General features: G+C 72.9%; 19 protein-coding genes and 1 pseudogene. 7 read left to right on the top strand and 13 right to left on the bottom strand.

What is annotated here, in order from left to right; translation table 11 throughout:
- Positions 1 to 167 precede the first annotated feature (167 nt).
- Positions 168 to 320, bottom strand: a pseudogene (locus EV372_RS23345) (IMP dehydrogenase); the annotation flags it as partial.
- A gap of 65 nt (positions 321 to 385) precedes the next feature.
- Positions 386 to 1,039, bottom strand: coding sequence for a TetR/AcrR family transcriptional regulator (locus EV372_RS23340; protein ID WP_197044458.1), 654 nt, complete (start codon positions 1,037 to 1,039; stop codon positions 386 to 388).
- Positions 1,040 to 1,305: 266 nt separating this feature from the next.
- On the opposite strand from EV372_RS23340, the gene EV372_RS23335 reads away from it, so the two are divergent.
- Positions 1,306 to 2,844, top strand: a complete 1,539-nt coding sequence (locus EV372_RS23335; protein WP_165436024.1) for an MFS transporter — start codon at positions 1,306 to 1,308, stop codon at positions 2,842 to 2,844.
- A 122-nt stretch (positions 2,845 to 2,966) separates the two neighbouring features.
- Here EV372_RS23335 and EV372_RS23330 read toward each other — a convergent pair whose 3' ends face one another.
- The 3 genes from EV372_RS23330 to EV372_RS23320 form a co-directional block, all read right to left on the bottom strand.
- Positions 2,967 to 3,566 (bottom strand): DUF7691 family protein, encoded by a 600-nt coding sequence (locus EV372_RS23330; RefSeq protein ID WP_130397774.1) that lies wholly within the window; start codon positions 3,564 to 3,566, stop codon positions 2,967 to 2,969.
- Between the two features lie 119 nt (positions 3,567 to 3,685).
- Positions 3,686 to 4,342 carry a GyrI-like domain-containing protein gene (locus EV372_RS23325; protein ID WP_130397773.1) on the bottom strand — a complete coding sequence of 219 codons (657 nt, stop codon included), beginning with the start codon at positions 4,340 to 4,342 and terminating at the stop codon, positions 3,686 to 3,688.
- Positions 4,308 to 4,868 (bottom strand): PadR family transcriptional regulator, encoded by a 561-nt coding sequence (locus tag EV372_RS23320; protein ID WP_130397772.1) that lies wholly within the window; start codon positions 4,866 to 4,868, stop codon positions 4,308 to 4,310. Before EV372_RS23320 ends, EV372_RS23325 begins: the two co-directional genes overlap by 35 nt.
- A gap of 159 nt (positions 4,869 to 5,027) precedes the next feature.
- Between EV372_RS23320 and EV372_RS23315 the strand changes: the two genes are divergently transcribed.
- Both EV372_RS23315 and EV372_RS23310 read left to right on the top strand, forming a co-directional pair.
- Complete coding sequence (locus EV372_RS23315) at positions 5,028 to 5,867, top strand: SDR family oxidoreductase (RefSeq protein ID WP_197044298.1); 840 nt, start codon at positions 5,028 to 5,030, stop codon at positions 5,865 to 5,867.
- Positions 5,864 to 6,940 carry a class I mannose-6-phosphate isomerase gene (locus EV372_RS23310; protein ID WP_486484033.1) on the top strand — a complete coding sequence of 359 codons (1,077 nt, stop codon included), beginning with the start codon at positions 5,864 to 5,866 and terminating at the stop codon, positions 6,938 to 6,940. The genes EV372_RS23315 and EV372_RS23310 overlap by 4 nt, the downstream gene beginning before the upstream one ends.
- 82 nt (positions 6,941 to 7,022) lie before the next feature.
- On the opposite strand, the gene EV372_RS23305 is transcribed toward EV372_RS23310, so the two are convergent.
- Complete coding sequence (locus EV372_RS23305) at positions 7,023 to 7,619, bottom strand: helix-turn-helix domain-containing protein (RefSeq protein ID WP_253793097.1); 597 nt, start codon at positions 7,617 to 7,619, stop codon at positions 7,023 to 7,025.
- Between the two features lie 86 nt (positions 7,620 to 7,705).
- Between EV372_RS23305 and EV372_RS23300 the strand changes: the two genes are divergently transcribed.
- From EV372_RS23300 to EV372_RS23290, 3 genes are all read left to right on the top strand, one after another.
- A complete protein-coding gene (locus EV372_RS23300; protein WP_486484032.1) occupies positions 7,706 to 8,920 on the top strand; it encodes an MFS transporter in 1,215 nt (404 codons plus the stop codon).
- Between the two features lie 456 nt (positions 8,921 to 9,376).
- Positions 9,377 to 10,555 (top strand): phosphatidylserine decarboxylase, encoded by a 1,179-nt coding sequence (locus tag EV372_RS23295; protein ID WP_130397771.1) that lies wholly within the window; start codon positions 9,377 to 9,379, stop codon positions 10,553 to 10,555.
- A gap of 448 nt (positions 10,556 to 11,003) precedes the next feature.
- Positions 11,004 to 12,146 carry a serine hydrolase domain-containing protein gene (locus tag EV372_RS23290; protein ID WP_130397770.1) on the top strand — a complete coding sequence of 381 codons (1,143 nt, stop codon included), beginning with the start codon at positions 11,004 to 11,006 and terminating at the stop codon, positions 12,144 to 12,146.
- Between the two features lie 128 nt (positions 12,147 to 12,274).
- Here EV372_RS23290 and EV372_RS23285 read toward each other — a convergent pair whose 3' ends face one another.
- Together EV372_RS23285 and EV372_RS23280 are read right to left on the bottom strand one after the other, a co-directional pair.
- Entirely contained in the window at positions 12,275 to 13,138 is an 864-nt protein-coding gene (locus EV372_RS23285; RefSeq protein WP_071621969.1) for a SigB/SigF/SigG family RNA polymerase sigma factor, read from the bottom strand.
- A 352-nt stretch (positions 13,139 to 13,490) separates the two neighbouring features.
- Entirely contained in the window at positions 13,491 to 13,901 is a 411-nt protein-coding gene (locus tag EV372_RS23280; RefSeq protein ID WP_130397769.1) for a RidA family protein, read from the bottom strand.
- An 83-nt stretch (positions 13,902 to 13,984) separates the two neighbouring features.
- Here EV372_RS23280 and EV372_RS23275 point away from each other — a divergent pair, with 83 nt between their 5' ends.
- Entirely contained in the window at positions 13,985 to 14,368 is a 384-nt protein-coding gene (locus tag EV372_RS23275; protein WP_130397768.1) for a winged helix-turn-helix transcriptional regulator, read from the top strand.
- A gap of 128 nt (positions 14,369 to 14,496) precedes the next feature.
- Here EV372_RS23275 and EV372_RS23270 read toward each other — a convergent pair whose 3' ends face one another.
- Genes EV372_RS23270 through EV372_RS23250 form a run of 5 tightly spaced genes read right to left on the bottom strand, consistent with a single transcriptional unit; the run spans position 14,497 to position 20,182 of the window.
- Complete coding sequence (locus EV372_RS23270; protein WP_130397767.1) at positions 14,497 to 15,243, bottom strand: helix-turn-helix transcriptional regulator; 747 nt, start codon at positions 15,241 to 15,243, stop codon at positions 14,497 to 14,499.
- A 57-nt stretch (positions 15,244 to 15,300) separates the two neighbouring features.
- A complete protein-coding gene (gene pabB / locus EV372_RS23265; RefSeq protein ID WP_130397766.1) occupies positions 15,301 to 17,457 on the bottom strand; it encodes an aminodeoxychorismate synthase component I in 2,157 nt (718 codons plus the stop codon).
- A 24-nt stretch (positions 17,458 to 17,481) separates the two neighbouring features.
- A complete protein-coding gene (locus tag EV372_RS23260) occupies positions 17,482 to 19,029 on the bottom strand; it encodes an AMP-binding protein (RefSeq protein ID WP_486484031.1) in 1,548 nt (515 codons plus the stop codon).
- The gene (locus EV372_RS23255) at positions 19,023 to 19,586 is read right to left on the bottom strand and encodes a hypothetical protein (RefSeq protein WP_130397765.1); all 564 of its coding nucleotides are present in this window, start codon (positions 19,584 to 19,586) and stop codon (positions 19,023 to 19,025) included. The genes EV372_RS23260 and EV372_RS23255 overlap by 7 nt, the downstream gene beginning before the upstream one ends.
- Entirely contained in the window at positions 19,565 to 20,182 is a 618-nt protein-coding gene (locus EV372_RS23250) for a Phenylacetic acid catabolic protein (RefSeq protein WP_019607584.1), read from the bottom strand. Before EV372_RS23250 ends, EV372_RS23255 begins: the two co-directional genes overlap by 22 nt.
- Positions 20,183 to 21,013: the final 831 nt, after the last annotated feature.

Genomic DNA, 21,013 nt, shown 5'->3' with positions numbered 1-21,013 from the left:
CAATGGGAGACCCCGACCTCATCCGGAGCGCCCGCCCCACGACGGGGCTCCCCGCCCCGGGGCGGGCCCCCGCGCGGGGCGGGGCACGGCGCCCGGGACGGGGAGCGTGTCCCACCGGTGGACCTCCGCGGTGCTCCGCCGCCGTGCACCGGTGGGGAGCGCACGGGTCAGAGGGTGAGCAGCACCTTGGCCGCGCGGCGCTCGTCCATCGCCTTGCACCCCTCGGCCACCTCCCCGAGCGGAAGGGTCAGGTCGAAGACGGCCCCCGGGTGGATCCGGCAGGTCATGATGAGGTCCACCAGCTCGGGCAGGAAGCGGCGTCCACGGGCCGCCAGGGCTCCCGCCGCCCGCGCTCCGCCCGGTCCCCCGCGTCGGGCGGACGCGTCTACTCGACGGCCCGCGCCCCGGACCCGGTGACGGGGGCGAGCCAGAGGCCGGTGAGGGCGTCGGTCAGTCCGACGGCGGCCCGGTGCCAGGAGTCCCTGGGGGTGTCGGCCCCCTCGGCCAGGGCGCGCTCGCGCTCGGCGATCATGTACACCATGAGATGGCGCGCCATGTCCTGGCGTTCCCTGCGGACCTCGGCCGGCAGGTCGGGAAGGCACCTGCGCAGTTCCTCCCCCACCCGGACCAGGGAGGGGGAGTTGAGGGCTTCGGCGGCCACGGTCCCACGGTAGGCGGGGTCGCTGACGGCCTGGGCGCTGAACCTCCCGTACCAGCTGGGTGTGCCCAGGTCGGCGAGGTGCTGGGCCAGGGGTTCCACCATGCAGGCGATCCAGTCCCTCACCCGGTCGGACCCGTCGAACCTCAGCACCATGCGCAGGCGCAGCTTCTCGATCTGCTCGTTGTGCCTGCGCACGATCGCGCGCACCAGGCCGTCCCTGGAGCCGAAGTGGTAGCTGACCGCGGTGTTGTTCCCCTGCCCCGCCTCCTGGCTGATCTGCCGGTTGGAGACACCGGCCAGTCCGTGCTCGGCGAAGAGCCGCTCCGCCGCCGCCAGGATCGTCTCCCGCGTCGCGGCGACCCGGTCCGACCTCGTCACCCTGCCATTCACAGGGACCACCGTACCGATCCCGGGTTCCGGCCGCCCACCGGCTCCGGCCGCTCCGGGTTCCGGCACCGTGCGCGTCCGGCACGGGCGCTCCCGGCCGGAACGCGGACGCCGCCGCCGAACGATCCGCCCACTGTGGCCCTCCTCACCTCCGCGCCCGACAGCGGGGCGCTGTCGGGGTACGTACTGTTAGCGTAAGTCATGCGCCTGACTTAAAAGTGGGCGCTTTCGTACGTCCGGAAACGGGGAACCACTCCATGACCCATGCCCCTGGCGAAGCGGCAGCGCCCGCTGACGCCGCCCCTCCCCTACGGCCGAACGTGATCGTCGCCGTCCTGGCCTTCGGCGGGATCGTCGTCTCGCTCATGCAGACCCTGGTCATCCCGCTCGTGCCCCTCCTGCCCGACCTGCTGGGCGCCACCCCCGGGGACACCGCGTGGGCGATCACCGCCACGCTGCTCGCGGCCGCGGTCGCCACCCCGACGGTCGGCCGCCTGGGCGACATGTACGGCAAGCGCCGCATGCTGCTGTTCAGCCTCGCCGTCCTGGTGGCCGGATCGGTGCTGTGCGCCCTGGCCCACAGCCTGGTGCCGATGGTCGTCGGCCGCGCCCTCCAGGGCCTGGCGGCCGGGGTCATCCCCCTGGGCATCAGCATCATGCGCGACGTGCTGCCCCCCGAACGGCTCGGCGGGGCGACCGCGCTGATGAGCGCCTCGCTCGGAGTGGGCGGCGCGCTCGGGCTGCCCGCCGCCGCGCTCGTGGTGCAGGAGGCGGACTGGCACGTGCTGTTCTGGGTCGCCGCCGGGCTCGCGGCCGGGGCCGCTGTGCTGGTGCGCACCCTGGTCCCCGCGTCCGGGGTGCGCGCGGGCGGCAGGTTCGACCTGCCCGGGTCGGTGGGCCTGTCCGTGGCGCTGCTCCTGCTGCTGCTCGCGGTCTCCAAGGGCTCGGACTGGGGCTGGGGCAGCGGTGTGCCCGCCGCCATGATCGCCGTCGCGGTCGCGGTGCTCCTGGTGTGGGGCTGGTGGGAGCTGCGTACGCCGCACCCGCTGGTCGACCTGCGCGTCAGCGTGCGGCGCCAGGTGCTGCTGACCAACACCGCGTCCCTGGTGTTCGGCTTCTCCATGTTCGCCATGTCCCTGGTCGTCCCGCAGCTGCTCCAGATGCCCGAGGTCACCGGCTACGGCTTCGGACAGACGATCCTGGTCGCGGGTCTGGTGATGGCGCCCAACGGGCTGGTGATGATGGCGATGTCCCCGGTCTCGGCGCGTATCTCCCGGGCGAGGGGCCCCAAGACGACCCTGATGGTCGGCGCCCTGCTGGTCGCGCTCGGCTACGGCCTGAGCCTGGTGTTCATGTCCGCCGTCTGGCAGCTCGTGATCGCCTCCACCGTCATCGGCGCGGGCGTGGGCCTGGCCTACGGGGCCATGCCCGCCCTGGTCATGGCGGCCGTGCCCCGGACCGAGACCGCGGCGGCCAACAGCCTCAACACCCTGATGCGCTCCATCGGCACCTCGGTGGCCAGCGCCGTCGCGGGCGTGGTCATCGCCAACGTGACCATGACCGCGGGCGCGGAGGTCCTCCCCGCCCGGGAGGCCTTCACCCTGCTCCTGGGCCTGGGCGCCCTCGCCGCGCTCACCGCCTTCGCCGTCGCCGCCTTCCTGCCCGGGCGGGGCAGGCCAGCCGACCCGGACCGGCCCGAACCCCTGCCCACGGCCCCCGACCAGCGCGCGGACCCCTCGGAGGACGACGGGACCGGGCGCGACCAGGCGCGGGAGCACCCGAGCGGGCTCCGCTGAAGCCGGGCGCCATGCGCCTCCGGACTCCCCGGGCCCGTACCGTCCCCGCGCCGACGGGGCCGGTCCCGGTGTGGGGCGCGGCCCCGTGGGAACCCCCCGGCGGGGGCGGGCCCGGCCGCCGGTCAGCTGAAGAAACCGGCCACGCCCCTCCCCGCCGCGACGGCGGTCCGGCACCAGTCCACGCAGGACTCGGCGGCGCTCAGGACGGCGGGGTCGAGCGCGGCCCGGCCCTCGTCGGTGGTGGCCTCCCACTGTTCGAGGGCCTTCTGACACTCGGTGAGGCTCCACTCGCCGTAGCCCGGCAGGTCTTCGGGCGCCGGGATCGGCGAGGGGAAGCCGCCGAAGCTGAACTCCTCGACGCCGACCGCGGTCACGCCCAGTGCCTTCAGGCCCGCGTCGACCGTCTCCAGCCACCCGTACCTCATCGGGGAGAAGTCGTTGTTGAACAGGGCGCGGCCGTGGAACTCGCAGATCCACTTGTAGGCGTAGCCGTACATGGTGCCGTGCCGGTCGTCGAAGGGCCCTCCCTCGATGACCGCGCGGATCGCGTCGCGGATGGCGGGACCGCCCGCGTCGACGACGTGGTCGAACTGGGAGTCGAAGTGGGCCAGGTGCTGCCTGAACCGGCCGCCGATCATGCGGCGCAACTTGTCGTCCTTCGACCCGACGGAGCCGTGCAGGACGTCGAGGTCGACCACGTAGGTCGTCAGCGCGTAACTCATGGCGGGACCCTACCGGCCGCCGAGGACACCGGGAGGCGCACGGGATCCGCCCTGTCCGGGAGGAGGACCGCGGGGCGCGGCGGCGAGCCGACCCGGGGACCGGGGGCGGGCGGCGCCGCTCACCCGTCCGCGGCGGCGGTCCCGGCCCCGCTCCCGGGGACGGCGACGACCGGTTGCCGCAGGATGGTGCGCAGCTTGTCCGGCGCGGCCCTGCGGAAGTCGCTGAGGTAGACCTCGTGGTGCCTGCCGGCCAAGCGCAGCCCGTTGTCGGGGACGAACTCGTGGTGCATCCGCCGGAGCACGTCCGCCTCGTCGTCGAAGGAGCCGACGTGCAGCGTCTGCACGCAGAGGCCCTCGGACAGCGTCTCCAGGCGGACGTCGTCCAGGCGCGCGGGCCTCTTCCCGGCCGCGACACGCTCCACGGCGGCGGAGAACATGTCCTGGTCGGTCCAGTCCGGGACCATGATCATCATCGTCCAGGCCCATCGCGACTTGTCGCGCGCCGCCGTGAAGGCGTCCATGTCCTCGGCCCACCACAGGCCCTCCAGGGGCATGACCACGTAGTCGCGCCCGAGTTCGCGCTTACTGGCGAACTTGAGCTTGTAGGCCACCGGGTAGAGCGCCTCGACCGCCTCGGTGAAGGCCGGTGAGGTGTTGGGGTCACCGTGGCCGTCGATCATGAGGTAGCGCAGGTCCGGCACCCGGGTGATCCGGAACCGGTCCCGTCGCGCCCGGTAGGCGTCAAGGGTTCTCTTGAAGTCGGTCTTGTCCGTCATCGGGCACCTGGACTCGGCTGGCGAGCCACGACCTTTCCGCCTCCAGGAGGCTCAGTGAGTACGAGAACACCTCGCGCGCCGCGAGCGCGGAGGGCGCCTGCGCCCGCTCGGCCTCCCGGACCGCGGCGATGCGCTCGCGCACCCCGGCCAGCCGGTCGCGCAGCGCCTCGGCGTACTCGCGTTCGGAGAGCAGGGGCAGGTTGGCGACGCCCGCCAGCAGCGGGTGCGCCACCGGCCGCGGCTGTCGGATGAGGTCGAGCGCGCCGTCGCGCGCCGCCCGCCTTCCGGCGTCGGTGGCGTGGAACACCCGGCGCGACTTCGCGGCGGCGGGTGCCTGCGGGACACGGACCAGGCCCCGCTTCTCCAGTTTGGCGAGCAGGTAGTAGATCGAGGAGAAGCCGATGTCCGTCCACTGGCGGACGCCGCGCAGCTCGATGGCCTGTTCCAGGTCGTAGCCGTGCCGGGGGCGCTCGATGACCAGGCCCAGGACGGTGAGTTCGGCGGGTGTCAGCTCCACACTCCGCATTCTAGTACTAGGATAGGACGCCGGGGAAACCCCTCCCCCGGAGGGCCCGACCACTCTCCCGAGGGCCGCCCCCGGGACGCGCGGCCACGCCGCGCCCCTCCCCGCCACCGGCGCGCACGGAACGTAGCCTTGTGGTCACTTCGTCTACGGGAGGAACTCGTGCCCCAGCCGTCACAGCAGCAGACCCCGCCCGGCCGCACCGACGCCATGGACCCCAGGCCCGACCACGGCGAGGAGTCCTACCGGGGGTCGGGGCGGCTCGACGGGAAGGCGGCCGTCATCACCGGCGCCGACAGCGGCATCGGGCGGGCGGTGGCCATCGCCTTCGCCCGTGAGGGCGCCGACGTGCTCATCGGCTACCTGGACGAGCACGACGACGCGCGGGAGACCGAGCGCTGGGTGCGCGAGGCGGGCCGCAAAGCCGTCCTGGCCCCCGGGGACCTGGCGGACCCGGCCCAGTGCCGCGCCCTCGTCGCGAAGGCGGTGGAGGAGTTCGGCCGGGTGGACGTCCTGGTCAGCAACGCCGCCTTCCAGATGACCCACGAGACGCTGGAGGAGATCCCCGACGAGGAGTGGGACCACACCCTGGCCACCAACCTCAGCGCGTTCTTCCACCTCGCCAAGGCCGCCGTGCCGCACATGCGGCCCGGCTCCTCGATCATCGCGAGCACGTCGGTCAACTCCGACGCCCCGCCGCCCACCCTGCTGCCCTACAACGCCACCAAGGCGGGCATCGCCAACATGGCCGCCACGCTGGCCCAGATGCTGGCGCCCCGGGGCATCCGGGCCAACTCCGTGGCGCCGGGGCCGATCTGGACCCCGCTGATCCCCTCGACCATGCCGCCAGAGCAGGTCGAGGGCTTCGGCTCCCAGGTACCGATGGGCCGCGCCGGACAGCCGTCGGAGCTGGCTCCGGTGTACGTGATGCTGGCGTCGGACGAGTCCAGTTACGTCTCCGGCGCCCGCGTCGCGGTCACCGGCGGCAAGCCGGTCCTGTGACGGGGACGGCCGTGGACTGGTACCCGCTGAGGGTGAGCGCTCCGGCCCGGCATCTGGTGTTCGGCGGCCACGCCATCGCCCGCCGCCTGGGCCGGGAGGGGCTGCCCGACTGGGCGGTCGCGGAGACCTGGGAGGTCAGCGACGTCGACGGGAACGGCAGCACGGTACTCGACGGGCCCCTCGCGGGCCGGTCCCTGCGCGAGCTCGTCGCGCGGTGGCCGGAGGGGTTGATGGGCGAGGGCTGGTCCGGGGAGGTCTTCCCGGTGCTGACCAAGTTCATCGACGCCTCCGGGACGCTGCCGGTGCACCTGCACGCCGACGACGCCACCGCCCGGCGGCTGGAGGGGCAGCCCAACGGCAAGACCGAGGCCTGGCACATCCTCGACGCGCCTCCCGGCGCCACCGCGCTGTGCGGGGTCAGGAGCGGGGTGTCCGGGGAGCGGCTCCACCGGGCACTGCTCGACCAGGACTTCGACGCCGTGCTGCGCCGCCTGCCGGTGCGGCCCGGCGAGACGGTCTACGTCCCGGGCGGCACCGTGCACAGCTTCGGCCCCCGGACCCTGGTCTACGAGATCGAGCAGACCTCCGACGTCCAGCAGCACGCGATGCGCTGGGAGATGGAGGACGGCTCACCGGTCCCGGACGAGCGGTGGCGCGCGAACCTGGAGGCGCTGATGGCCCAGGTCCGGCCGGAGCACAGGCCCGACTTCCACCCGGGGCTGAGGATCGGGGTCGGCGACGGCGTGGAGCGGGTGTTCTGCTGCGCCGGACCGCACTTCGCGCTCGAACGCTGGCACGCGGGCACCGCCGAGCCCCTGCGCCACACGTTCGCCACCGCGCAGGTCCTCACCAACGTCGGGGCGCCCGTCCGGGTGCGTTCGGGCGGCTGGCGCGGTGAGCTGGGCCGGGCCCGGACGCTGCTGCTGCCCGCCGCGTTGGGCGGGGTGGAGATCGCGGGCCCGGCCGACGTGCTGTTCGGCTACCTGCCCGACCTGGACCGCGACGTGGTCGCCCCCCTGGCCGCAGCCGGTTACCCCCGCGAGGTCGTCGCCGCCCTCGGCGAGGGCCTGTGAGTCGACGGTCCCGGCCCCCGCCGTCGCGGTGGGGGCCGGGACCGCCCGGTCGGCCCACGGACCGCTCCCGCGGCACCGCCCGTCAGCCGCCGGTGCGGGGGACCGTCACCACCCACAGGAAGTCGACCGCGTCCGAGGCGGCCTCGAACGTGTGCCCGGAGCCGCCCGCGATCCGCGCCGACTCGGCCTCCCCCACACTCAGGTCGGCCGAACCCGACCGGACGCGGAGGCGGCCCCGCAGCACGTGCGCCATGGAGTCGGAGGCGTCCGCCGCCGGGGCCGCCCGGTAGCCGTCGTCCCCGGTGATGTGCCACTTCCACAGCTCGACCGACACCTGGGGCGTCTCGGTCGCCTTGAGAAGGTAGGCCCAGCTCCCGTTCGGGGTCGACCAGACCTCGACCCCGTCGGGCGAGGGGTCCGGGAGCAGTCCGACGAGTGCCGGGAACGTCGTCCCGAGCGCGGAGGCGATCCGGTCCACCGTCGCGAGGCTGGGGTTGGCCTGACCGAGTTCGATCTGGGTGAGCATGCGCCGGCTGACCCCGCTGAGCTCGGCGAGCCCCGCGACGCTCAGCCCCGCGTCCGTCCGCAGTGAGCGGATGCGCCTGCCCACGAGGACGACCACCTCCGGTCGTATCCGCTCGGCCACACGTCCTCGCTCAGCAGTTCCATCGACGGTCACATCGGTGAGCACTATAATGCCCATCGTCTGCGTTGTTCGGCCCCGGAGCCGACCCCCAGCGCGCTCGGGCGCGAGGATGCGAGGCCATGATGGCACGGACCCAGGCGAGGCCGCCCGGGCGGGACACCGGCGCGTCGCGCTCCCGGCTCGACGTCGTGCGCTGGCAGGTCGGGTACGGGATGTTCGGCGTACCCCAGGCCGCCGCCCCCATCGCCTTCGCCCTGGTGGCCCTCCCGATCACGGGCACGGCCGAGTCCGGCGCGGGGCTGGTCTTCGCCATGACGGCCGCGCAGGTGCTCGGCGCCGTCCCCGTGTCACGCCTGGGCCGCCGGTTCAACGGCGCCCGCTACCTGCGCGCGCTCATCGCCGTCCGGACGCTCGCGCTCGTCGCCGTCACCGTGCTGGCGGCGGTGCAGGCCCCCTTCGGGTTCCTGCTCGCCGCGGTCACCGCCGCGGGAGCCGTCAACGGCGCCGCGTACGGCTACCAGCGGCTCCTGCTCAACCACCTCGTTGAACCGTCCGGACTCCCCCGCGCCCTGGGCGTGGCCGCGACGCTGAACGAGGTCGGCTTCGCGCTGTCGCCCGTGCTCGCCTCGGTGCTCGGCGCCGTCTCGCCGGTCTGGGCCATGGCGGCGGTCACCGCGCTGGGCGTGGGCCCGCTGCTCCTGATGCCGCGTGTCCCCGGGGCCCGCGGGCCCCAGGTGGGCGGGGCGCCCCGCGTACGGACGCCGGTACCCCGCGCGGCGCTCCTCTGGCTGCTCTGCGCGACCGCGAGCTCGGGGGCGGTCGCGGCCGTCGAGGTCGGAGCGGTCTCCTTCGCGCTGGCCTTCGGACTCGAACCGGGTTGGGCCTTCCTGTTCGCCCTCGTGCTGTGCGCGGGCTCGGTCGCGGGCGGGGTCTGGGTCAGCGTGCGCAACCGCACGCCCGCCCCCTGGCAGGTCATCGCCTTCCTCGCGGCGACCACCGCTGGCTCGGGGCTGGTCCTGGTCGGCGGCCACCTCTCCCTGACGCTCACCGGCGCGGCCGTCATCGGCCTCTTCCTGCCGATGCTGGGCACGTTCTACTCGCTCGCCCTGGACGAACTCGCGCCGCCCGACCGCCGCGCGGAGATGTTCGCGCTCCTGCGCACGGCGAGCTCGCTCGGCGTCATCGCCGTGAGCGGCCTGCTCGCCCTCCTCGGCCTGCGGGCCGCCCTCGTCGGCAGCTTCGCGCTCCTGCTGGTCGCGGCCTGCCTCGCGGCGGCGTACCACGCCCGCTCCCGCGGCGGCGCGGCCCCGCGGGCCGCGCGCGACGGAGTGTGAGGCCACCGCCCCCGGGCTCGGGGCGCCCGGCTTCCCCGCTCTCCGCCGTGGTCACCGTGGCGGGGGCGCGGCGCGCAGCCCGGCGAGCAGGTCGGCGGCGCCGCGCACCGCGTCACCCGGCGCGGAGACCCCCTGCGCGGACATGCGGGAAACCCGGACGGAGCCCAGCCGAAAGCACACAGACAAACCCCTCGCCTCGCCTCCGCAAAAAGGAAGAGCGATCACCAAACCCGTCGTGGGAAAGGCGGGAAGACACCCCGGGGTTACGGCCCCGCGAACCCCGGGAATCCTCGATGTCGCGCATACGCACCGCATCGCGGGCGAGGGTCGGTCCTTCGAACGGGAACCGTTCCCGCTCGACCGCTTTCCACATCCGGCGGAAACGCGCCCGACGGTTGATCGCCGACCATCGCGCCGAAGCCGAGCAAGCCCGGCAGACGCGACAGAGGGGGAACATTGCCGCAGGACCAGATCCAGGACATCGACGAATTCGTCGAACTGATCGAGAATTGGTACAGGGAGGATTTCGAGGGCTTCGCCACCATGTACGACGCCGCGATCAGGCACGTGAGGCCGGTCCCCGAAGACGCGCCGGAGGAGGTCCGCCACGACTGGCGCGGGAGGACGGTCAACGACCTGTGCGACTTCTTCCGCGAGTGGGAGAGGTGGCGTCCGGGTGTCGCCAACGGGTTGGACTACATCGAGAAGTTCAGCTGGATCAGCTACGAGAACGACTACGGCATGGTCTTCGTCACCTCCGGCCCCGGGTGCCGGATGACCGCGCTCTTCACGGAGTTGCAGGGGCGCTACATGGACTCCGAGGCATCCCTCGGCCTGGTGGACGAGTGGATGAGGGAACTCGGGCCGAGGATGGACGACTACGTCGTCCCGGCCGGCGGCTACAGGAACTTCAACGAGTTCTTCGTCCGCGAGGTCAAACAGGGGAAACGGCCGGTCGACGCGCCCGGTGACGAGTCCGTGGTGGTCGCTCCGGCCGACTGCGTCATCAACATGATCGTCGACGAACTGACCGAGGAGACGCGGATCCCGGTCAAGACGGTCACCATGAACGTCAGGCAGCTGCTCGACGGGTCCGACTACGCCAGCAGGTTCGTCGGCGGCACGGCGGTGTCCTGCGTGCTGCTGCCCAAGTCGTACCACCGGTACCACTCCCCCGTCGCGGGGCGCGTGGTGGAATCGCGCGACGACGTCGGCGGCGTCTACTACGGAATGCGCAATTTCCCCGAGATGCTCAACAAGGGCAACATCGGATACGGGTACGACTACAGCATGTTCGAGCACTTCCGCCGGGGCTATCTCGTCATCGCCACGGGTGGGAACGGCGACGGTCTCGTCGGAATGGTCCCCGTCGGCCTCAACTCGATCGCCTCCGTCGAGTTCAGGCAGAAATTCGCCAAAGTGACTCGTGAGGACCCTGTCGACGTGGAAAAGGGGGAGGAGATCGGGTGGTTCAAGTACGGCGGTTCGCTGAACATCCTCCTGTTCGAGAAGGGTAGGTTCCCCGCGCTCCAGCTCCTCCAGGGGCAGCGCATCGGGAACTTCGAGGACCCGGAGACGTCGCCGGCGTTCTTCACCGGCTCCTGGCGCACGCCCTCCCGGCGCCTCGGGTTCTGACCGCGCCCACCGGCCCGGCCGTCCCGCGCCGACGGCAAGGGGCGGCCACCGCGGGTCCGGGACCGCTCCGCCGCGACGCATCGGGCCCGTCGCGCACCGCCTCGGGCGTGATCGCCGGGGACGGGCGGCCGTAGCGTTCGTTTTCCATCCATTGCAACACCTGGGGCGAGTTTCGTTGCGTTAGCTTCAGAACCATTGCAATAATTTCCCCGCATCTACCTGCGTATCCGTGGATTTCCCTCAAATTCTCCGTTGCCATAACCCTGAACGCAACGTAGCTTTTCCATTGTCAGAAACAGCGAGCCGCACCAGCGCCGCACCGGAGGGAAGAGCACCGAACCGCTTTCAGGGACGATGGCACCGCCGAACCCGGCATCCGCGCCGCCGCCTCCCACGGCGACCCCCTCCCCACCCCCACCGCGTCACCGCTTCGAAGGAGCACACCACCATGTCCCTCCCCTCCACCGAGCAGGACCGCCCGGAACTGCACAGGACCATGCGGGAGATCGTCGACTCCGGTTTCGTCGGGATGCAGCTGCGCGTGCACGACGAGCACGGCGAGTGGGTCGGCAGCGCCGGGGCGCGCAGGCTGGGCGAGCCGGAGCCGCCGCCGGTCGACGGGCACTTCCGGATCGGCAGCGCCACCAAGAACCTCGTCGCGACCACGGTGCTCATGCTGGTGGCCGAGGGCAGGGTCGGGCTGGAGGACCGGGTGGCCGACCACCTGTCCGGGTTCGGGCTGGACGGGCGGATCACGGTACGGATGCTGCTCCAGCACACCAGCGGGGTCTTCAACCACACCGGCGAGCTCTACGAGGACGGGACGTTCGAGCCGGGGGTCGCCTGGGCGGGCCGGGAGTGGGTGGAGGACCGGTTCCGGACCTACCCGCCGCAGGAGCTGGTGGGGCTGGCGCTGTCCAAGCCCTCCCGGTTCGAGCCGGGGACGGACTGGAGCTACGCCAACACCAACTACGTACTGGCCAGGCTGCTGATCGAACGGGTCACCGGCCGCTCGCTCGCCGAGGAGATGCACCGGCTGTTCCTGGGGCCGCTGGGAATGACCGGCACCGTGGTGCCGACCACCGAGACGGAGGTCCCCGAGCCGCACGCCCACGCCTACTACCGCTACGAGGAGGACGGCCGGGAGAGGACGGTGGACGTCACCCGCCAGAACCCCTCCTGGATCTCCAGCGGCGGTGACATGATCTCGACCACCCGGGACCTGCGGACGTACTTCTCCGCGCTGATGGGCGGCAGGCTCCTGCCGACCGGGCTGTTGGCCGAGATGCGCACCCCGGAGGCGAAGGTCGGCTACGGCCTGGGGGTGTTCGTCCAGGAGACGGACGGCGGCACCCTCTTCCACCACAACGGCGGCATCGCGGGCTCGGCGGCGCTGATGTACGCCACGGCCGACGGAGGCAGGACCCTGACCGCCTCGCTGACCTATGTGGACGACGCTGGGCTGTCCCTGGCGCAGACGTTCCAGGAGACGACGCGCAGGCTCGTCGAGGAGGTGTTCGGCGGCGGGCGGACCGGGGCGGAGGACGAGGCGGCCGAGCAGGACGCCGGGGCGGCGCGGCCGACGGGCTGAGCGCCTCGGGCCCGCGACCGCTGAGGGCGGCCCTCCACGGCGCCGCACCGGCCAGGAGGCGGATCGGGGTCGTTCCGCTGTCCGGAGGGCGGCCCCCGTGGCGCCCTCCGGACAGCGGGCGGGGTTCTTCAGCCCCGGGCGGGGCCGCGCTCGCCCACGTCCTCGCGCAGCTGCTCCAGGGTGTTCTTCAGCAGCCGGGAGACGTGCATCTGGGAGTAGCCCATGCGGTCGGCGATCTCGGTCTGGGTGTGGTCGCCGAAGAAGCGCAGCTTGAGGATCTCGCGCTCGCGCTCGGGCAGGCGGGCCAGGGCGGGCTTGAGCGACTCGCGCTGCACGACCCGCTCCAGGCCCTCGTCCTCACTGCCCAGGTGGTCCTCCAGGCGGGAGCCCTCCTGGCCGTCGGAGTCGGAGGAGTCGGGGGCGTCCAGCGAGAGGGAGCGGTAGGACTCCGAGGCCTGGACGAGCTCGACGACCTCCTCCTCGTCCAGCCCCATCTCCTTGGCGATCTCGGCGTTGGTGGGGACGCGCGCGTGGGTCTGCTGGAAGGTGTTGAGGACCTGGCGCAGCTTGATCCGGTTCTCCTGGTGGCGCCTGGGGACGCGGATGGCCCAGGTGTGGTCGCGGAAGTGCCGCTTGATCTCACCGGTGACCGTGGGCATCAGGTAGGAGATGAAGGGCTTGCCCCGGTCGGGCCGGTAGCCGCGGATGGCCTTGACCAGCCCGACCATGGCGGTCTGCTTGAGGTCCTCCAGCGGTTCGCCGCGGCCGTTGTAGCGGCGGGCGAGCTTGTTGACCAGCGGCTGGTAGCGGACCACGACCTCCTCGCGCAGCCTGACCGCGCGCGGGTCGTCGTCGTCCAGGCCGTGGAGTTCGGCGAGCAGTTCCTCGGCCGGGATCTCCTTACCCGGCGAGGACGTGCGCGTCCTGGGGACGAGGGTCGTGTGGTCGGTGTCGGCCTGCGACACGGTGTCCTTGTTCAGCGTGGTGGACAAGAGGAAACCCCCGGTGCTCTGGTCCTGTGTGCTCCTGTCTGTCTGCCGTGGCAGACACCGGTGCGCTGACCCGCTCGCGGCCGCGGTTCGGGTGCCGCGGCCCGGCGGGCGGCGCTGGTGCAACCACTAGCGTTCCCTCACGAACGACAACAAACTCCGCAGGGCAAATTTTTGTTGTCGCACGACAAATATCCATGTCGGAGCGCCCCACCGGACCCGACAGGGCGCGTGCGCGCGGGGCCGCCGCGTTCGCGGCCCGCCTCCCCCGCGCCCGCGAACCGGCGTCCGCCCCCTTCCTACCCGGCGGGCGGAGGACGTCACGTCCTCCGCCCGCCGCGCCCGGTGACGGCCGTCAGTCGAGGAGGGCCGTCGCCTCGACCTCGACGAGCACGTCGGGTTCGAAGAGGTAGTCCACGCCGATGAGCGACGAGGGCGGCAGCGGTGTCGGCAGACCGATCTCCTCGGCCACCTCGGCGACCCCCGCCATGAAGGCGTCGATCTTGCCGGGCTCCCACGCCGTGACGTAGAAGGTCAGCCGCAGGACGTCGTCGAACGTCGCCCCCGCCCCGGTCAGGCCCGCGGCGGTGTTGCGCAGCGCCTGGGCCACCTGCCCGGCGAGGTCGCCCGGGGCCACCGGGGTCGCGTCGGCGCGGCGGGCGACCTGTCCGCTGACGTGCACGTGGCGCGTACCGGTGCCGACCGCGACGTGGTGGTACGGGGTGGGCTGCATCATGCCCTCGGGGGTGAAACGCTGAACGGCCATTGCCTGTGTCCTCACGACTGGTACCAACTTGGCCTAATGTTGATACCTGGTATCAAAAGGAAACTTCAACGAAACCAGGTGTCATGACGGATACCGGGCAGGCAGCCCACGACGACATCGGCGTCACCGCGCCGCACCGCGAGCTCCTCAACCAGATCCTGGACAAGTGGTCGATGGAGGTGCTCAACGTGCTCTGCGAGCGCCCCTCGCGCTTCAACGAACTGCGCCGCGCGATCCCCTCGGTGACCCAGAAGTCGCTCACCGCGACCCTGCGCCGCCTCGAACGCAACGGCATCGTGCACCGCGCGGTGGTCGGCTCGCGGCCGGTCGCCGTCGAGTACCGGATCACCCCGCTGGGCAAGACGCTCCGGCACCCGGTGGACGTGCTGCTCGACTGGATCTCGGCGCACACGCCCGAGATCGAGCGGGCGCGCGAGCGCTTCGACCTCGAACAGGACGGCGACTGACGGCCGGGGCGGCCGGTGCCGGAAGGGCACGCCGCCGGGGCGGGCCGCGACCGGGACGGTACCGCCCGTGCCGCCGCGCCTCGACGGGCCGGGCCCGCGGCGGTGCCGGTACGGGACCCGGGGTCGCCTCAGTTCCCCCGCGCCAGGTGGTCGAGCCCGCACGCCGTCCCGCTCATCGCCTTGACCACGGCCATGGTCCGGTTGGTGCAGTCGAGCTTGGTCAGGACCTGCGCGACGTTGCGTTTGGCCCCGTGCAGGGAGATCCGCAGCTGGGCGGCGATCTCCTTGTTCTCCAGCCCGCGCGCCATGAGGGCCAGCGTCTGGCGTTCGCGTTCGGTCAGGCGGGTGGCCGGGCCCGGCACGCCGTGCAGGCGCCGCCCGTGGGCGGCGGCCCGGTCGACCAGACCGGGGGAAAGGTAGACGCGGCCCCGTTCGAGCTGCCAGAAGGCGAAGTGCAGGTCGGCCGGGGTCAGCTCGTCCACCGAGACCAGGGCGTCCGTGCCGGTCTCGTTGAGCGGGCACCCCGGCGAACGGTCGGACGCCGACAGCACGGACAGGTGTTTGCCCCGTGCCCCCCGGGCGGCCTCGCGCAGGGCCGCCGTGTCCTCGGCGCCGGACCGGCGGACGTGGAAGACGAAGTCCCATCCGCGCTGGCCCAGGTGCGCGATGGCCTCGGCGGGACAGTCGAAGTGGGCCAGGACGCCCGCGGTGCAGTCCATGGAGCGCAGCGCGCGCAGGGTGGCCTCGGTACCGGGTGAGTCGGGCCCGACCACCATGGTCTCGTGCTGGCGGTCGCACAGGGGGATCAGGGGCGGGCCGTTCTCCGGGGCGCAGGGAACGGGAAGCTGGTCGACGTGCTCATGGGTGGAGGTCATAACGGCTCCTCGTGCTTGGCCGGTCGGATGGGAGAGCGGGGGCGGGAACGCTGGCCGTCACCGCGCGGTGTCGCGGCTCGCGCGCGACGGCCGCGGGGAGGGCCCGGGGTCGGAGCCGGCCGGTCCGGTCTCGTCCGCCCGGGTTCCGCACAGTCCGGCCCGGGCCTTGAGGACCATCTCCTGGAACTCGGCTTCGGGATCGGAGTCCAGGACGATGGCGCCCCCCGCTCCCACCGTCATCCGGCCGTCGGCGACCACCGCCGTGCGGATGACGATGTTCAGGTCGGCCGCCCCGCTCAGGGCGAAGTACCCCAGCGAGCCCGAGTAAACTCCGCGGGCCCGTCCCTCCAGGCGTTCGATGATCTCCATCGTGCGGAGTTTGGGGGCGCCGGTCATCGATCCGCCGGGGAAGCAGGCGCGTGCCGCCCCGACGGCCCCCACCCCCGGCCTGAGCCTGCCCTCGACCGTGCTGACGAGCTGGTGCACGGAGGTGTAGGACTCGACCTGCATGTAGCGGGGGACGCTCACCCCGCCCACCTCGCACACGCGTCCCAGGTCGTTGCGGACCAGGTCCACGATCATGAGGTTCTCAGCGCGCGTCTTGGGGTCCCGCGCCAGGGACGCGCGCAGCCGGGCGTCGGCGGCCGGATCGGGGTGGCGCGGCGCGGTCCCCTTCATCGGCTTGGACTCGGCGGTGCCGTCCTCGCCCACCCGCAGGAAGCGCTCCGGTGACGAGCACAGCACGCTCGCGGGCCCCGCGCGGAGGAAGGCCCCGTAGGGGGCCGGATTGGCCCGGCGCATCCGCAGGTAGGTCTCCAGCGGGTCGCCCGAGCAGGGGAGGCTGACCTCGTTGGTCAGGCAGATCTCGTAGCTCTCCCCCGCCCTGAGCTCCTCCAGGCAGGAGTGCACGTCCGCCACGTACCCCGCGCGCCGACGCCTCAGGAACGGCGTCGGCTCCACCGGGTCCGGGGCCGCGGGGGCGGACCGGGAGCGCCGCACGCCTCCCCCCGCCAGCGCCTGGACGCTGTCCAGCCACTGGTCGGCCGCCTCCACCGAGGCGGGCAGGTCGCGGCAGGAGGCCAGCAGCCAGGTGGCGCCGTCCCGGTGGTCGACGGCCACGGTCCTGGTGGCCGACATCCACAGCGCGTCCGGGGTGCGCGCGGTGTGGCGGTTGGGGGACCCGCAGTCCGCCTTGGCCTCGTAGCCCATGTAGCCCACGTAACCGCCGTTGAAGTCGAAGGGCAGCTCGCGTGGGGAGGGGGCGCGCGCGGCGGACAGGCGCGCCTCCAGCAGGTCGAAGACCGACCCCTCCTCGGTGCGCCTCGGGGCGCCCTCCCCGTCGCCGACGCGCAGGCGGCCCGCACCGGCGTCGTAGGTCAGGACCTCCGCGTCCGGTCCCGACGGCGCCCCGAGGAAGGAGAAGCGGGAGAACCCCTCGACCGGGCGGCTGCTGTCGAGCCAGTAGGCGTACGGCAGGTCCGCGAACAGGAGGCGGAAGAGGTACTCGGCCTCCGGCGCTCGCTCCAGCCGCCGCCACCGCAGCAGCCAGGGCGTCCGGGGGCGGGGCGCCGGGGAGGGCGCGCGGCGCACCGCGGAGTCGGCGGTCCTCCCCTTCCCGAGCGCCGATCCGCCGCGCGCCGTGGGGCGGGCCAGCGAGAAGAAGTTCCCCAGCAGCCGGGCGCCGTGCTCGGTGGCGACCGACTCCGGGTGGAACTGCACCCCCCACCACGCGCGCCGGGGGTCGCTGACGCCCATGACGACGCCGTCCTCGGTCCGGGCGTCCACGTCGAGGTGCTCCTTCACCCCGTCCGGCAGGCACAGGGAGTGGTAGCGCACCGCCGGGAACCCCTGGGGGAGGCCGGTGAACAGGTTGCGGCCGTTGTGCAGGACGCGCTCGACCGCGCCGTGCCTGGGCCTGGGCGAGGGGACGACGGGGCTGCCCGCCAGCCAGCCGAGGGCCTGGTGGCCCAGGCACACGCCGAGCACGGGCGCGCGGGTGCGGGACAGGAACGCGGCGGCGTGCCCGAGGTCGGAGGGCCGGTCCGGGCGCCCCGGGCCGGGTGAGACCACCACGGCGTCGGTGTCGGGCCCCGGGCCCAGGAGCCGCGGGTCGTCGTTGCGGCACACCTCGGGTTCGACCCCGGTCGTGGCCGCTATCAGCTGGAAGAGGTTGTAGGTGTAGGAGTCGTAGTTGTCGATGAGCAACGTGTGCATGGCTCTCCGAGCCGTTCTCACTGCTTACGGGAGTGGGGCGGGGCCCGCCGGCGGCGAGCCGGGGGCGCTCCGCGCGGGGTCGTGCCGGGAGGCGGCCGCCAGGGAGGCCCGGAGCTGGAAGCGGCGGAGTTTGCCCGTGGGCGTCCTCGGCAGGTCGGGCACCAGGCGCACGCTCCGGGGCACCTTGTAGGGGGCGACCCGTCCGCGCAGACCGTCGATGAGTTCGCTCTCCAGCGTCTCGGCGGAGTCCGCTGAGGAGGCCGGGACCACGAAGGCGTGCAGGCGGGTGGCCCCCCGCTCGTCGGGCAGGCTGGTCACCGCCGCCTCCCGCACCCGGGGGTCGGACCGCAGCAGGTCCTCCACCTCCACGGGAGAGAAGGTGATGCCGCCGACCATCTCCAGGTCGTCGGTCCGGCCCCGGTGCACCAGGTCCCCGGACGGGAGCGCGGTCACCAGGTCGCCGGTGCGCAGCCAGCCGTCCTCGGGCAGGGTCCGCCGCGTGTCCTCGGGGAGGTTGAGGTAGCCCTTCATCAGGGTGGGCCCCGTGACGTGGAGTTCACCGGTGCCGCCCGGGGCCACGGGGGCGCCGTCGCGGTCCAGCACCCGGACGCGGAACCCGGGCAGGACGCGGCCCACGGTGCCGGGCACGTCGCGCGAGACGGTGTTGGAGCAGAAGCCGTGCCCGGCCTCGGTCGAGCCCAGCTGTTCCAGGAGGGGCACTCCGAGCAGGCCGCGCGCCCGCTCCCCCAGGTCGGGTGCCAGCCGCTCCCCCGCCGACACGGCCAGGCGCAGGCTGGCGAGGTCGGCGGGCGAGGCCTCGCGCACCAGGTTGGCGTAGAAGGAGGGCACCCCGTAGAGCAGGGTGACACCGTGCCGCGACACCAGGTCGGCGACCTCGGCGGCCCCGGGCCGCCCCGCGGTGTACACCGCGACCGAGCCCGACAGCAGCGGGAAGACGAAGGCGTTGCCGAAGCCGTAGGCGAAGAACATCTTCGACACCGACAGGGTCACGTCCGCCGGCCCCACGTCCGCCACGGGACGCCCCACCAGTTCCATGTACGAGGCGGGGTCGGCGCACCGGTGCACCACCCCCTTGGGCTGTCCGGTGGTCCCGGAGGTGTACTGCACGTACAGCGGGGCGTCCGGGCCCGTCGGCGCGGGCGGGGCGGGGGCTCGGGTCGCGCCCTCCGCCAGGAGGGCGGCGCCGGTGAGCGCGGGCACGTCCGGGAACCGCTCGTGCAGGTGTTCCTCGGCCAGGACGAGCACGGGCGCGCAGTCCGAGGCCATGTAGCGGTGTTCGCGCCCGGACAGGTCGGGGTTGACCGTGACCGCCACGGCCCCGATCCGCGCGCAGGCGAGGAAGGACACCACCCACGCCGCACCGTCCGGCAGGGCCAGCAGCACGTGGTCGCCCGGTCCGACCCCGCGCCCGGCCAGGACCGCGGCGCAGCGGGCGGCGGTCGCGTGCACCTGGCCGTGCGTCCAGACCGCGCCGTCCTCCAGGCAGGCGGGGCGGTCACGCCATCCGCGCTCCCCGCACAGGCGGGACAGGTCGTGGGCGAGGTTCAACACGTGCGCGCCCGGGTGTGCGCGGCCCCGGTCCCGGGCGCGGCGAACAGCGCACGCGTCCCGGGGCCGCGGTAGGCGGTGGCCACGAGCGCGCCGTCCACACGGCCCAGCGGCCACCAACCGCCCGCCAACAGGGACTCCAGGCCCTCCCTGTCGGGGTCGCCGCACAGGGCGGGCCCCACCAGTCGGCAGGCGAGCCAGAGCAGGGCTCCGGAGACGGCGTGGGCGTCCACGTCCTCGTCGTCCGCGGGGTCCAGGCAGGGCGTGCACAGGAGCATGGTCATGTGCAGGGCCAGTTCCAGGTCGGCGCCGCGTCCGGCGTCGAGCAGACGGTCCCGGGCGCGGTCGCTGCGTCCCTCCACACCGGCGACCCACGCGGGGTCGACCCGGTCCGCCAGGCTCAGCGCCTCCGCCAGGCCGACCGCCCGGGCCCTCCCGGCGACGGGGTCCGACCCGCCCCCGCACAGGCCGCGGAGCAGCGCACCGACCCGGGGGCCGCCCGCGCCCAGCAGGGCTTCGGTGTCCTCGGGGGGACGGTTCAGTTCATAGAGCCGTTCCATGTCTGCTTCACCTCGGGAAAGACCAGGTTCAGATCGTCCTCGACGATGGACCGGGCGCGCTCGGAGAAGATCCGCCGGCACTCGTCGTTGGTCAGCCGCTTGATCCCCCAGCGGCGGAACCGTGCGTTGTTGGGCGAGTCGCTGCGCCCGAAGAAGGTCATCGTGACCGGGACCATGCCGTCCACGACGCGCTGCATCTCCCCGCGTCGGGCGGGGTCACGGGCCAGCCTGCGCGAGCCGTCCCGCCCGAAGCGCACGTGGAACCGCTCCTCGGGCATCAGGGAGACGCACAGGTCGCGCAGCGGCCGGTAGGAGCAGGAGCACAGGTCCTCCATCAGGACGATCTCGGCGAGGTCGATCAGCGCCTTGGACAGGACGTACTCCGGCCAGCTGGACAGCTCCTCCTCGAACACCGTCAGAGGCGGACGCGTGTAGGGGTCCTCCAGGGAGAGCGCGGCGGCCAGCTTGTTGAACTGCAGGTGGTGGCCGTACTCCTCCATCGCCATCCGGCAGGCCAGCCACTTGTCCTTGGCGGTGGGCGCGTGCGCGATGGAGGGTTCGTCGAACGCGGCCGCTCCGGCCCTCTCGTTGCGCACGTGGCTGTTGATGATCTTTCCGAGGCACTCGACGTATTCGTCTCCGAGCGCGAATGCCTCCTCGGGCCCCCCGATCTCACCGGGCTCTGGGACCGGAGGTTTTTCTCTATATGAGGAAATGATCGCAGGCACCTCCCTGGCGCACTCTGGGTCGACCATAATTCAATATATGAAGACTCTGTTCAGGCGCAAGTGCCCATATGGCTACCAAGGTTTGCATAAATTAGGCATGCCTTCCCTTGGTTCTCGCCCGCCGTTTGTCCGGAACTATGGGATTGTCCCTTCCGTTTCACTTCTTTGGGCCGCTTTCCCTACTCTGAGTGACGAAAAGGAAAGCGGTTTCTCCCACCCCGTCGGAACGGCCCGGCCAATCGCGGCACCGCCGCCGGGCGCCCGCCCCCAGGGGCGCCGCGCAGGTCATCGCACCCGCGGACGCGCCCGCCGCGGCTCCGGCGGCTCAGCACGCGGACCCCGGCGCCGTCACCACGGTTCCCTGTTCCGCAAGGGATTCGGTCCGCAATGACGGACCGGCGCGAAGGGGCTGACCCGCTCACGGCCACCCCGGCCCGGGGTCGGCGGGGCCCACGCGGGGCGGACCGGCGCACGGAAACATCCGCGGCCGGTCCCGCGCCCGTGTGCGCCGCCCCGGCCAAGCACACGGAAAAGGGTTCTCCGTGTCGGCTGAAAGCCCCCTGAGCAGGGGCGCTCCTCCGCCGGTCGGCACAGGCCGGAGCCCGTCCGGCAGGAGGCACGGGCGGCCGGCGCGAGGCCCCTGAATGGTTAGGGCCAAGCACGGCGGTGTTTTCTCTCGGGGTCGCCGGGTAACCGGAT

It is taken from the genome of Nocardiopsis sp. CNZ308, from assembly GCF_004217075.1.
This window is presented reverse-complemented; position numbering and strand designations above follow the sequence as displayed.